This window comes from Serratia sp. CY84636 (assembly GCF_052166245.1).
Lineage (GTDB): Bacteria > Pseudomonadota > Gammaproteobacteria > Enterobacterales > Enterobacteriaceae > Serratia > Serratia nevei.
Genome location: NZ_JBJNOX010000002.1, coordinates 1076757 through 1088570, shown reverse-complemented (window position 1 = coordinate 1088570; position 11814 = coordinate 1076757). Strand labels below are relative to the sequence as shown.

12 protein-coding genes, 2 tRNA genes and 1 other RNA gene are annotated in these 11814 nt (G+C 54.1%); 6 read left to right on the top strand and 9 right to left on the bottom strand.

Annotated features, from left to right (window positions below; genetic code table 11):
- Positions 1–18: 18 nt before the first annotated feature.
- The 8 genes from ACJ8QI_RS09655 to ACJ8QI_RS09620 form a co-directional block, all read right to left on the bottom strand.
- On the bottom strand, positions 19–420 hold the full coding sequence (locus tag ACJ8QI_RS09655; RefSeq protein ID WP_060423827.1) for a pyrimidine (deoxy)nucleoside triphosphate diphosphatase: 402 nt from the start codon (positions 418–420) through the stop codon (positions 19–21).
- 44 nt (positions 421–464) lie between these two features.
- The gene (gene xthA, locus ACJ8QI_RS09650; RefSeq protein WP_038877231.1) at positions 465–1271 is read right to left on the bottom strand and encodes an exodeoxyribonuclease III; all 807 of its coding nucleotides are present in this window, start codon (positions 1269–1271) and stop codon (positions 465–467) included.
- 101 nt (positions 1272–1372) lie between these two features.
- Positions 1373–1945 carry a TIGR00730 family Rossman fold protein gene (locus tag ACJ8QI_RS09645; protein WP_033647601.1) on the bottom strand — a complete coding sequence of 191 codons (573 nt, stop codon included), beginning with the start codon at positions 1943–1945 and terminating at the stop codon, positions 1373–1375.
- A 196-nt stretch (positions 1946–2141) separates the two neighbouring features.
- Positions 2142–2269: non-coding RNA, RtT sRNA (locus tag ACJ8QI_RS09640), on the bottom strand.
- A gap of 47 nt (positions 2270–2316) precedes the next feature.
- A tRNA-Tyr gene (locus ACJ8QI_RS09635) sits at positions 2317–2401 on the bottom strand.
- A 96-nt stretch (positions 2402–2497) separates the two neighbouring features.
- Positions 2498–2582: transfer RNA gene (locus ACJ8QI_RS09630), tRNA-Tyr, on the bottom strand.
- Positions 2583–2758: 176 nt separating this feature from the next.
- A complete protein-coding gene (purU, locus tag ACJ8QI_RS09625; protein WP_047730553.1) occupies positions 2759–3607 on the bottom strand; it encodes a formyltetrahydrofolate deformylase in 849 nt (282 codons plus the stop codon).
- A gap of 68 nt (positions 3608–3675) precedes the next feature.
- Positions 3676–4140, bottom strand: coding sequence for a YchJ family protein (locus tag ACJ8QI_RS09620; RefSeq protein ID WP_038877235.1), 465 nt, complete (start codon positions 4138–4140; stop codon positions 3676–3678).
- A 118-nt stretch (positions 4141–4258) separates the two neighbouring features.
- Between ACJ8QI_RS09620 and rssA the strand changes: the two genes are divergently transcribed.
- From rssA to ACJ8QI_RS09595, 5 genes are all read left to right on the top strand, one after another.
- Complete coding sequence (gene rssA, locus ACJ8QI_RS09615; RefSeq protein ID WP_047730554.1) at positions 4259–5161, top strand: patatin-like phospholipase RssA; 903 nt, start codon at positions 4259–4261, stop codon at positions 5159–5161.
- A gap of 103 nt (positions 5162–5264) precedes the next feature.
- Entirely contained in the window at positions 5265–6278 is a 1014-nt protein-coding gene (rssB, locus tag ACJ8QI_RS09610) for a two-component system response regulator RssB (protein WP_442532424.1), read from the top strand.
- A gap of 213 nt (positions 6279–6491) precedes the next feature.
- Positions 6492–7409 carry a UTP--glucose-1-phosphate uridylyltransferase GalU gene (galU, locus tag ACJ8QI_RS09605; RefSeq protein WP_060423820.1) on the top strand — a complete coding sequence of 306 codons (918 nt, stop codon included), beginning with the start codon at positions 6492–6494 and terminating at the stop codon, positions 7407–7409.
- A 43-nt stretch (positions 7410–7452) separates the two neighbouring features.
- Positions 7453–8796: a UDP-glucose dehydrogenase family protein gene (locus ACJ8QI_RS09600; protein ID WP_102984570.1), complete on the top strand. Its 1344-nt coding sequence runs from the start codon at positions 7453–7455 to the stop codon at positions 8794–8796.
- A gap of 9 nt (positions 8797–8805) precedes the next feature.
- Positions 8806–9816, top strand: a complete 1011-nt coding sequence (locus tag ACJ8QI_RS09595; protein ID WP_060423814.1) for an NAD-dependent epimerase — start codon at positions 8806–8808, stop codon at positions 9814–9816.
- A gap of 183 nt (positions 9817–9999) precedes the next feature.
- Here ACJ8QI_RS09595 and hns read toward each other — a convergent pair whose 3' ends face one another.
- Positions 10000–10407 (bottom strand): histone-like nucleoid-structuring protein H-NS, encoded by a 408-nt coding sequence (gene hns / locus ACJ8QI_RS09590; protein WP_004932170.1) that lies wholly within the window; start codon positions 10405–10407, stop codon positions 10000–10002.
- 703 nt (positions 10408–11110) lie between these two features.
- Here hns and ACJ8QI_RS09585 point away from each other — a divergent pair.
- On the top strand, positions 11111–11695 hold the full coding sequence (locus ACJ8QI_RS09585) for a thymidine kinase (protein WP_060423810.1): 585 nt from the start codon (positions 11111–11113) through the stop codon (positions 11693–11695).
- Positions 11696–11814: the final 119 nt, after the last annotated feature.

The window sequence follows — 11814 nt, the reverse complement described above, 5'->3', positions numbered from 1 at the left end:
TGTAACCTGTCGCCGCGCTCAGCGTGCACCGCTTTGCGCGGCGATATAGTCCGCCAGCAGTGGAACGTCGGCGGGCGCCAGGGCGTATTCCTGCGCCTGCTGCGGCGTAACCCAGACCAACGCCGAGTGGCAGCGCTGTTGCAGTTCACCGGAGAACGCCGTGACTTGCCAGGCGTGCAGGCGGATGATGCGTTCGCCTTGCTGCCACTGATTGCTGCCCACATAGTCGCCGATACGGGCGCAAATTCCCAATTCTTCATCCAGCTCGCGCGCCAGCGCTTCTGGCTGGCTTTCGCCCGTTTCAACCTTGCCGCCGGGAAACTCCCACAGACCGGCCTGATCGCTGCCTGTGCCGCGCTGGGCCAGTAAAATGTGGCCGTTCTGTTCCAGAATAGCGGCTACCACGTCGATAATTTTCATTGGCTTCACAGAGTAAAACCCCGGCGAGCGCCGGGGTGATGGGGTTACAGCGTAAACTCCGCCCAGACCGGCGCATGGTCGGAAGGTTTTTCCATGCTGCGGGTTTGATAATCGATGCCGGTGGCGATGCAGCGCGAAGCCAGCGGGGTACTGGCCAGCAGCAGATCGATACGCAGGCCGCGGTTGTCGTCGAACCCTTTGGAACGGTAGTCGAACCACGAGAATTCGTCGTTGCGCCCCGGGTTGGCGTGGCGATAGGTGTCTACCAGGCCCCAGTTCAGCAGGCGGTCCATCCATTCGCGCTCTTCCGGCAGGAAGGAACACTTGCCGGTGCGCAGCCAGCGTTTACGGCTGTCTTCGCCGATGCCAATGTCATAATCGCTCGGGCTGATGTTCATGTCACCCATGATCAACACCGGGGATTCCGCCGACAGCTGCTGCTCCAGGTAGTTTTGCAAATCCTGATAAAAGCGTGTTTTAGCCGGGAATTTGATCGGGTGGTCACGGCTTTCACCTTGCGGGAAGTAGCCGTTGATCACCGTCAGCGTGCCCTGCGGCGTCGCCAGATCGGCCATGATGATGCGACGCTGCGCATCTTCTTCATCGGTCGGGAAACCGCGGCGCACGGCCAGAGGCTCCGCTTTGGTCAGCAGCGCTACGCCGTAATGGCCTTTTTGCCCGTGATAGAACACGTGATAGCCGTGCTGGCTGACTTCTTCCAGCGGGAACATGTCGTCGTGAACTTTCGTTTCTTGCAGGCCGATCACGTCGGGCTGGTGCTGTTCGATAATTGCCGCCAGCTGATGCGGACGCGCGCGCAGTCCATTGATATTAAAAGAGACAAACTTCATGAGCGGTGCCGTTTTCACGAGAAAAATGTGCTGTGATAGTAGCAGAGTTTGGCGGGAAATGTAACGCAGACAGCGGTAGGGCCGCTGGCTGCGCAGCGGGTTTATTTCGCCCAGCGGTCGTAATTTTTGGGTTGATAATCGTCAAACTGTTGCAGCAGCGTTTGCGCCGATTCACTGATGTGCAGGGTACCGAGATAGTCGTGGCGCATAAAGCCCTGATCGGCGACGTGTTCGAGGAATTGGCTCAGCGGGCGGTAGAAGCCGTTAACGTTCAGCAGGCCGACCGGCTTGTTGTGATAGCCGATTTGTCCCCAGGTCCAGATTTCAAACAACTCTTCCAACGTGCCGATGCCGCCGGGCAGGGCGATAAAACCGTCCGCCAGCGCGGCCATACGGGCTTTGCGCGTATGCATATCAGGCACCACTTCCAGTTCGGTCAGGCCGCGATGCGCGGTTTCCGCTTCAACCAGGCGCTCGGGGATAATGCCGACAGCTTCACCGCCCGCCGCCAACACGGCATCTGCCACGATCCCCATCAATCCTTTCTTGCCGCCGCCGTAGATTAAACGGCGCCCCTGTGCGGCCAGCAGCTGCCCCAGTTGACGAGCCTGCTCGGCATAAGCGGGATTGACGCCTTCACTGGCGCCACAAAAAACGCAAATATTGTTTCGCATCCACCTGTTCCTTACTGCACTAAAGAAGCCAGTGGTATAGCGAATTGTCGGCCGGAGTTCAAGTTACGGCTGGGAGTGAGGAAATAAAACATCGAGGTGAACGCGGGGAATAAGGGGGGGGGTAATTGAGTTTTATTGATACGAGAGCATTGGGGGCGATGTGCTTTAAGTCGATTTGGGAATGTTCTGCAAGAGATGGTGGTGGGGGAAGGATGATTCGTCGCTGTGCGACTCACCCTGCGGGCCGCGCTAAAGCGCGTTGTCTCACTGCGTGAGACTCGAACCTTGGTCGAAGCTTCTCATCCTTCCCCGGAGCGGAGCATTATGGATGCGATGCGTTTTAACTTGGTTCAGGGATTTTTTTTAAGGGATGGTGGTGGGGGAAGGATTCGAACCTTCGAAGTCTGTGACGGCAGATTTACAGTCTGCTCCCTTTGGCCGCTCGGGAACCCCACCATGATATTCATGGATTTACTAATTGTTACTCCGGTTTTATCCGGAAGAAACCTGGCCGGCTTCTTTACTGCTTCTTCGCTCCTGGCGGAGAAAAGATGGTGGTGGGGGAAGGATTCGAACCTTCGAAGTCAGTGACGGCAGATTTACAGTCTGCTCCCTTTGGCCGCTCGGGAACCCCACCATATCACATGGCTATTTAACTGGCCTTGCTTGCGAGAGCGCTGTCTCGGTAAGCGGGGCGCATCATATCAAATGAAGCGGATGTGTAAAGCATTGAAATGCAGAAAATGAATCGTTTGCCGCTTTTTTATTCTTGACGGTGCATCCCTGAACGAAATGCACCGATTTATTGAACGATTACAGAATAACGGTGCGGTTGCCGTAGACGAAGACGCGCTGTGCCAACACCTGATACAGCGCGCGGCTGAGCACATTTTTCTCTACGTCGCGCCCGGCGCGCATCATATCCTCGGCGGAATAGGTGTGATCGACGTGGATCACGTCCTGCATGATGATCGGGCCTTCGTCGAGATTGTCGTTAACGTAGTGGGCGGTGGCGCCGATGATTTTTACCCCGCGCTCATAGGCCTGGTGGTAAGGGCGCGCGCCGATAAACGCCGGCAGGAACGAATGGTGAATGTTGATCACCTGATTTGGATAATGCTGCACGAAGGCCGGGGTCAGCACGCGCATATATTTGGCCAGCACCACGTAATCCGGCTGATATTGATCGATCTGGGCCGTCATTTCGCGGTCGTGCTGTTCACGCGTCAAGCCTTCGTGGCTCACCAGATGGAAAGGAATATCGAAACGTTCCACGAGCGATTGCAGCGTGTCGTGGTTGCCGATCACGGCGGCGATTTCAACGTCGAGGCCGCCATAGGCGCTTTTCATCAACAGATCGCCCAGGCAGTGGGCCTCTTTGGTGACCAGCACCACGATGCGACGGCGCCCGGTGCTGTGCAGCTCGCGCAGCGAACCTTCCGGCAGCGCGCTGTCCAGATCGGCCAGCAGCGTGTTGTCGTTGAAAATGCCTTCCAGCTCGGTACGCATGAAGAAACGCCCGGTGCGGTGATCGACGAACTCATTATTCTGAACGATATTGAGTTCGTGCTTGTAACAGATGTTGGTGATCTTGGCGATCAGCCCTTTGGCGTCCGGGCAGATGGTGCGTAACACTTTCCGTTGTACATTTTGGTGTGGCATGGGTTTGAGGATCCTGTCTGATACTGAACGGCCTGTCTGCGCAGGCGTAAACGTGAAGCGCCGGCCGGCTAGCGCCCGCAGCACTTCTTGTATTTTTTCCCTGAGCCACAGGGACAAATCGCATTTCTGCCGGGCTGGGGCTTGGTGCCGTCGATATAATACCAACGTTGATCGCGACGAAGGAAGCGCGAGCGCTCATGCATCGCCTGCGGTTCGCCGCTTTCGCCATCGGTAAAACGGGCGATGAATTCGACGAAGCCTTCGTCCGGCTCATGGCCGGCTTTCTCTTCCACGATCGTCAGGCCCAGCCATTCGGTATTTTTAAAGCTGTCGACGATCGCATTGCGCCAGGCTTCGGCGCCGCAGTCGGGGTGCCAGGTAGCGATCAGATAATCGACGTTATGATTCACGTAGGCGGTGAAGCGTGAACGCATCAGCTGGCCGGGTGTCGGCGCCGGTTGGTTGCCGCTGATAAAAGGGGCACAGCATGCGTTATACGCCAGTCCGCTGCCGCATGGGCATGATTCGGGCAAAATAACTCCTGATAAGACGAGGCAGAAAATGAATTTAGCGCATATGTTACCTAACAATATTCGTCAGTGACAATCTACCCTGAAAGCAGATACCCCCTGTTACCGAGAGGATGGCGCTATGCGGCAAATCAAGATCGGACTGGCGCTGGGAGCTGGCTCGGCTAAAGGCTGGGCGCACATCGGCGTGATCAATGCGTTAAAGAAACTGGGAATTGAGGTCGATATCGTTGCCGGCTGCTCTGTCGGTGCGTTAGTGGGCGCGGCGTTCGCCAGCCATCGCCTGCCGGCGATGGAGCAGTGGGTGCGGTCGTTCAGCTATTGGGACGTGATTCGTCTGATGGACTTTTCCTGGCAGCGTGGTGGCCTGTTGCGCGGCGATCGGGTGTTTAACGCCGTCGGACAGCTGTTGAAGATCAACGATATTGCCGAATGCGCGCTGAAGTTCGGCGCCGTGACAACCAATCTCAGCACCGGCCGCGAACTGTGGCTGACAGAAGGCGATATTCATCAGGCGGTGCGCGCTTCCTGCAGCATGCCTGGCCTGTTGGCGCCGGTGTGGGCCGATGGCTATTGGCTGGTGGACGGCGCGGTGGTCAATCCGGTGCCGGTGTCCCTTTGCCGGGCGCTGGGTGCCGATATCGTCATCGCGGTCGATCTGCAGCATGACGCGCACCTGATGCAGCAGGATTTGTTCTCGGTACGCATTGAGGACGAAAGTTCGGACGATGCGCCTGCCGATACTTGGCGCGGGCGTCTGAGAGAGCGCGTCGGCAGAATGCGGCAGCGTAAACCGACGACGGCGCCGACGGCGATGGAGATTATGGGCACCTCGATTCAGATGCTGGAAAATCGCCTGAAGCGTAACCGGATGGCGAGCGATCCGCCGGACGTGCTGATCCAACCTTTTTGCCCGCAAATCTCGACGCTGGATTTCCACCGCGCCGATGAAGCGATCGAGGCAGGGTTACTGGCGGTGGAAAAACAACTGGATCGGTTGTTGCCGTTGATAAAAAATAGATAATTCTCGGTTCTTGGTTGGCAATGCGCGGTCGGTCTGATTCAGACGAGCATAAGTGACCTTTTTGAGCCACTATTACACTATGGAAAGGGACGAGGCTCGGCTGATGGCATTACCACTCACTCACAAACGCATCTTGATCGTTGAGGACGAACAGGTTTTTCGTTCCGTGCTGGTCGGTTATTTGACCTCGCTGGGCGCTGAAACCGGCGAGGCGACCAACGGTTTGCAGGCGCTGAGTGCCGTCGATGACTTCAAGCCCGATCTGATTCTGTGCGATCTCGCGATGCCGGAAATGGGCGGTATCGAATTCGTTGAGCACCTGCGTTTGCAGGGGGGGCAGATCCCGGTGCTGGTGATCTCGGCCACCGACAAGATGGCCGACATTGCCAAGGTGTTACGCTTGGGCGTACAGGATGTCCTGCTGAAGCCCCTGACCGATCTCAATCGCCTGCGTGAAGCGGTGCTGGCGTGTTTATACCCCAATATGTTCACCTCTCAGGCGATGGAAGAGGTTGAGCTGTTTCAGGATTGGGATGCGCTGAGCAAAAACCCTTCCGAAGCCGTCAAACTGCTTAAACAACTGCAACCGCCGGTACAGCAGACCATTGCACATTGCCGGATCAACTATCGGCAGTTAACCACGGGCGAAAATCCCGGTCTGGTGCTGGATATTGCCGCGTTGTCAGAAAAAGACCTGGCATTCTATTGCCTGGACGTCACGCGCGCCGGCGATAATGGCGTATTGGCGGCATTGCTGCTGCGCGCATTATTTAATGGGTTGCTGCAAGACCATCTGGCTAATCAACAGCATCGCCTGCCGCAAATGTCGGCATTGTTAAAGCAGGTTAATCAATTATTGCGACAGGGGAAATTAGATGGCCAATTCCCACTGTTGCTGGGATATTACCACGCCGAAAATAAGAACCTGATTCTGGTGTCCGCCGGGCTGCATGCCAACGTCAATACCGGGGATAATCAAATTCAGCTGAGCAACGGCGTACCGCTGGGGACGCTGGGGGCTACCTATATGAACCAGATCAGTCAACGTTGCACCGCCTGGCAATGTCAGGTGTGGGGCAGCGGGGGCCGATTGCGGCTGATGCTGAGCGCTGAATAACGGGCGCCGAGCGGCGAGATCTTAAGCTATTCACTTATCGGTAATTAAACCGTTTATTTATTCTCCCGATTATCAGAACGGGTAATAGTCCTAAATGTTTTCGATTTGTGTTCTGGCTAATGCTCGGCGCGCATAAGCTGGTATACTCCGGAGGTTTTTTTATATCGAGCCCAAGCTCATAAAATGAGCGCTTTAGCTTTAAGAGAGGAAATAATGCCTGCTGTAAATCGCAAAGTCAGAAAAGCCGTGATCCCGGTTGCAGGCTTGGGTACGCGGATGTTACCGGCCACCAAAGCCATTCCAAAAGAAATGCTGCCGCTGGTTGATAAACCGCTGATCCAATACGTCGTCAATGAGTGTATTGCGGCAGGGATTAACGAGATTGTGCTGGTCACCCACTCCTCCAAAAACTCGATCGAAAACCATTTTGATACCAGTTTCGAACTGGAAGCGATGCTGGAAAAACGCGTCAAGCGCCAATTGCTGGATGAAGTGCAATCGATCTGCCCGAAAGGCGTTACCGTGATGCAAGTCCGTCAGGGGAATGCCAAAGGTTTGGGGCACGCTATCATGTGCGCCTATCCGATGGTGGGTGATGAGCCGGTTGCGGTGGTGCTTCCGGACGTGATCCTCGACGAATATAGCGCCGATCCGAAAAAAGATAACCTGCGCGAAATGTTGCAGCGCTTCGAAACCACCGGCGTCAGCCAGATCATGGTTGAGCCCGTGCCGCATAAAGATGTCGGAAACTACGGCGTAGCCGATTGTAAAGGTGTCAAGCTGCAACCGGGTGAAAGCGCGCCGATGGTCAGCGTGGTCGAGAAGCCGTCGCCGGATAAAGCGCCTTCCAACCTGGCGATTGTCGGTCGTTACGTGCTGTCCGCCGATATTTGGCCGCTGTTGGCGAAAACGCCTCCAGGCGCCGGCGACGAAATTCAGCTGACTGACAGCATCGAAATGTTGATGCAGCAGGAAACGGTGGAAGCGTATCACCTGAAAGGCGTGAGCCATGATTGTGGCAACAAACTGGGTTACATGCAGGCATTTGTGGAATACGGCATGCGCCATGCCAGCCTCGGTAAAGAATTTTCTCAGTGGCTGCAACAGGTTGTTGCCGCTGACAAGAAATAATTGCGTGATGTTTCGTCTTAATTTGAAAAACTAGGATTTTCACATGAAAGTAACAGTTTTTGGTATTGGTTATGTGGGTCTGGTGCAGGCCGCCGTGCTGGCTGAAGTTGGCCATGACGTTATGTGCATTGACGTCGATGAGCGAAAAGTCGAAAACCTGAAAAAAGGCAATATCCCGATTTTTGAACCGGGCCTGACGCCGCTGGTGCAGCAAAACTATGAGGCCGGCCGTCTGCATTTCACTACCGATGCCAAAGCGGGCGTGGCGCACGGGAATATCCAGTTCATCGCCGTCGGTACGCCGCCGGATGAAGACGGTTCCGCTGACCTGAAATATGTCACTGCGGTTGCTCGCACCATCGCTGAGCACATGACCGATCGCAAAGTGGTGATCGACAAATCCACCGTTCCGGTCGGCACGGCGGACAAGGTGCGTCAGGTGATGGCGGATACGCTGGCGAAGCGCGGCAGCAACGTGCCGTTCGACGTGGTGTCTAACCCGGAATTCCTGAAAGAAGGCGCGGCGGTGGCAGACTGCATGCGCCCTGAGCGCATCGTGATCGGCACCGATAATCTAGAGGTGATCGAACCTATTCGCGAGCTGTACGAGCCGTTTAACCGCAATCACGATCGTATGATCATGATGGATATCCGCAGCGCAGAGCTGACCAAATATGCCGCCAACTGTATGCTGGCGACCAAGATCAGCTTTATGAACGAAATGTCCAACCTAGCGGAAATGCTGGGTGCGGACATTGAGAAAGTGCGTCAGGGCATCGGTTCTGACTCACGCATCGGTTATCACTTCATATACCCTGGCTGCGGCTACGGTGGTTCTTGCTTCCCGAAAGATGTCCAGGCGTTGATCCGCACGGCGGAGCAGATCGGTTACCAACCGAAGCTGCTGCAGGCGGTAGAGCAGGTCAACTACCAACAGAAAGACAAGCTGAACAGCTTTATCAAAGACTACTTCGGCAGCGATCTGAAGGGTAAAACCTTCGCGCTGTGGGGCCTGGCGTTCAAGCCGAATACCGATGACATGCGTGAGGCGTCCAGCCGCGTGCTGATGGAGAAGTTGTGGGCTGCCGGCGCCACCGTTCAAGCCTACGATCCGGAAGCGATGAACGAAGTTCAACGCATCTATGGTCAGCGCGACGATTTGAAGCTGATGGGAACCAAAGAAGCTGCGTTGCACGGCGCCGATGCTTTGGTGATCTGCACTGAATGGCAGAACTTCCGCGCACCGGACTTCGATGTGATCAAGAGTGCACTGAAGCAGCCGGTGATCTTTGATGGGCGTAACCTGTACGATCCTGAGCGTTTGGAAAATCGCGGCTTTACCTACTACGCGATTGGCCGCGGAGCCTCGATTAAACCAGTTATTTAAGGAGTGGGTATGAAATTCCTGGTTACAGGCGCCGCAGGGTTTATTGGTTATCACGTTGCAGAGCGTTTATTGGCCGCCGGCCATCAGGTTGTCGGCATCGATAACCTGAACGACTATTATGACGTGGGCCTGAAAATGGCTCGTCTGGACAGACTGACGGATAAGCCGGGATTCCGCTTTATCAAGCTGGATTTGGCTGACCGTGAAGGTATGGCGGCATTGTTTGCCGAGCAGCAGTTCCAGCGAGTCATTCATTTGGGTGCTCAAGCCGGCGTACGTTACTCGCTGGTCAACCCGTTGGCTTATGCGGATGCCAACCTGATTGGCCATTTAAACGTTCTGGAAGGCTGCCGTCACAATAAGGTCGAGCATTTACTTTATGCTTCCTCCAGCTCGGTATATGGCCTGAATCGCAAGTTGCCTTTTGCCACGGAAGACAGTGTCGATCATCCGGTGTCATTGTATGCGGCAACCAAAAAAGCCAATGAGCTGATGTCGCACAGTTATTCCCACTTATACGGTCTCCCGACGACCGGACTGCGGTTCTTTACCGTATATGGCCCTTGGGGGCGTCCGGACATGGCGCTGTTCAAATTCACCAAAGCCATATTGGCGGGGGAGAGCATCGACGTATATAACCATGGCGAAATGCATCGCGATTTTACTTACATCGATGATATCGCTGAGGCGATAGTGCGCTTGCAGGCGGTTATTCCGCAGGCAAATCCATCCTGGACCGTTGAACAGGGATCGCCGGCGACCAGTTCTGCTCCGTACCATGTTTATAATATCGGCAATAGCGCTCCCGTAAAACTGATGGAATATATCAGCGCGCTGGAGCAGGCATTGGGGGTCACCGCCCGTAAGAATATGCTGCCGATGCAACCAGGCGATGTGATGGATACCAGTGCGGATACGGAAGAGCTTTATCGTGACATTGGTTTCAAACCGGAAACCGGCGTTGAAGAGGGTGTGAAGCGCTTTGTTGACTGGTATAAGGCATTCTATCAGGTTCAATAATTGGACGAGATTTAATGCGATACAGGGGCCTTAGGGTCCCTTTTTTTTCACTGAAATTTCATGATCGAAGGAAAAGCGAATTAGGATATTTACTAAAAGGATAGGAGGGCGGGTACAGAACGATAAGATTTAAAATGAAAAGGCCCCCCGCAGGGAGCCTTTCAGATACGGACTGAATCGCTATTACAGCAGGAAATCGTCCAGAGATTTACCTTGCTCTTCGATAGCTTTCTTAATCACCGCAGGAGTACGGCCTTGGCCGGTCCAGGTTTTCAGCTCGCCGTTTTCGTCTTTATATTGGTATTTAGCAGGACGTGCTGCACGTTTTGCTTTACCGGCAGCCTTGTTGGCAGCCATGGTTTGCAGCAGTTCATTCGGGTCGATACCGTCAGCAATCAGCATTTCGCGGTATTGCTGCAGCTTACGAGTGCGTTCTTCGATTTCTGCTTGAGCCTGGCTGTCTTCTTCGCGACGTTCGTTCACAACAACTTCCAGTTTCTCGAGCATTTCTTCCAGCGTTTCCAGCGTGCATTCTCTTGCCTGGGCGCGCAGGGTGCGGATGTTGTTCAAAATCTTTAATGCTTCGCTCATTGTCCTAGTCTCAAATTATATTGGTGGGGGGCGTCTCGATAATAATAGAGTGCTCTTTTCTTTTCTGCAATAGCCAAATTGACTTGAATACTCAAATTTACCTTTAAAAAAACCGTTAATCGGATCAGTCCGACAAATAATAGGAAGGCCTGTTAACTATTACCTTCATCGAGCTTAAGTCAAAATTTCAGCAGGCAGGCTTTAAAGGGCGCGTGTCGCAAGGCTTTCATCGATAAGTTATCGCCGTAATTTATATCAATATTACAATGGGTTCTGTGGGCTTAATCACGCCATGGCAAGGCAGACATTGTAAACAATAGGGGTATATAGGTAAAGATTGCGTCAGGTAACGTCGGGGCGTCGGCGAAGGCGATTAAATGCCCGTTATTGGCCTCACGTATAAATAGACAGGCGTTCCGCCGCAGCTACAGCGCCTGCAGAGGGGAAAGGGCGGCTATGCATTAATGGGCAAATGCCTGTGGCTAACCATTAGCAAGAATTAATAGTGATGACAGGCATACATTATCCTGTAAATAGCTGTAAAAAGAACATGCCGACAGAACGATATGTTTCGCTTGAAAGCGCATTATTACGGCGAACGCAATATTCGTTCGCTTTGGGCTGAGCCGGGGGTCGGGTTATGGTACACTCACCGTCCTAATCAACATTTGAATATTTCTTATACCATCGGAGTGGCGGGGCCATGGCTCAACTTTATTTTTATTACTCTGCGATGAATGCCGGCAAGTCTACCGCGCTGCTACAGTCTTCATATAACTATCAAGAGCGTGGTATGCGCACGCTGGTGTTCACCGCGGAGATCGATCACCGCTATGGCGTAGGCAAAGTCAGCTCGCGCATCGGGTTATCTTCACAGGCCCAGCTCTATAACAACGACTCAATGCTCTTCGCCATGATTCAGCAAGAGCATCAACAGCAGCAGGTGCATTGTGTGCTGCTCGATGAAAGCCAGTTCCTGACCAAAGCGCAGGTTGAGCAATTGTGCGATGTGGTGGACCAACTGGACATTCCCGTATTGTGTTACGGCCTGCGCACCGATTTTCTCGGTGAGTTGTTTACCGGCAGCCACTATTTGCTGGCCTGGGCCGATAAGCTGGTGGAATTGAAAACCATCTGTCACTGCGGGCGCAAAGCCAATATGGTGCTGCGACTGGACGAGAATGGCAAAGCGATGCATGCCGGTGAACAGGTGGTGATTGGCGGTAACGAGAGCTATGTCTCCGTCTGCCGCAAGCATTATAAAGAGGCGATTCACTCCCTGGACTAAGGGTGAAAATGCCGCCAGAGCCCGCTGAAGCGTTTTGGCGGCGTGAATCGAAATGCAGCGCCTCAGGCGCAATAAAAAACCCGCCGTTTGGCGGGTTTTTTTATCGGTTCACGGAACCG

Excerpts from the sequence above, each read along its gene's own strand:
- hns (WP_004932170.1), bottom strand. The coding sequence starts at position 10,407 with ATGAGCGAAGCATTAAAGATTTTGAACAACATCCGCACCCTGCGCGCC.
- rssB (WP_442532424.1), top strand. The coding sequence starts at position 5,265 with ATGGCATTACCACTCACTCACAAACGCATCTTGATCGTTGAGGACGAA.
- ACJ8QI_RS09585 (WP_060423810.1), top strand. The coding sequence starts at position 11,111 with ATGGCTCAACTTTATTTTTATTACTCTGCGATGAATGCCGGCAAGTCT.
- ACJ8QI_RS09600 (WP_102984570.1), top strand. The coding sequence starts at position 7,453 with ATGAAAGTAACAGTTTTTGGTATTGGTTATGTGGGTCTGGTGCAGGCC.
- purU (WP_047730553.1), bottom strand. The coding sequence starts at position 3,607 with ATGCCACACCAAAATGTACAACGGAAAGTGTTACGCACCATCTGCCCG.
- ACJ8QI_RS09645 (WP_033647601.1), bottom strand. The coding sequence starts at position 1,945 with ATGCGAAACAATATTTGCGTTTTTTGTGGCGCCAGTGAAGGCGTCAAT.
- rssA (WP_047730554.1), top strand. The coding sequence starts at position 4,259 with ATGCGGCAAATCAAGATCGGACTGGCGCTGGGAGCTGGCTCGGCTAAA.
- ACJ8QI_RS09655 (WP_060423827.1), bottom strand. The coding sequence starts at position 420 with ATGAAAATTATCGACGTGGTAGCCGCTATTCTGGAACAGAACGGCCAC.
- xthA (WP_038877231.1), bottom strand. The coding sequence starts at position 1,271 with ATGAAGTTTGTCTCTTTTAATATCAATGGACTGCGCGCGCGTCCGCAT.
- ACJ8QI_RS09595 (WP_060423814.1), top strand. The coding sequence starts at position 8,806 with ATGAAATTCCTGGTTACAGGCGCCGCAGGGTTTATTGGTTATCACGTT.
- galU (WP_060423820.1), top strand. The coding sequence starts at position 6,492 with ATGCCTGCTGTAAATCGCAAAGTCAGAAAAGCCGTGATCCCGGTTGCA.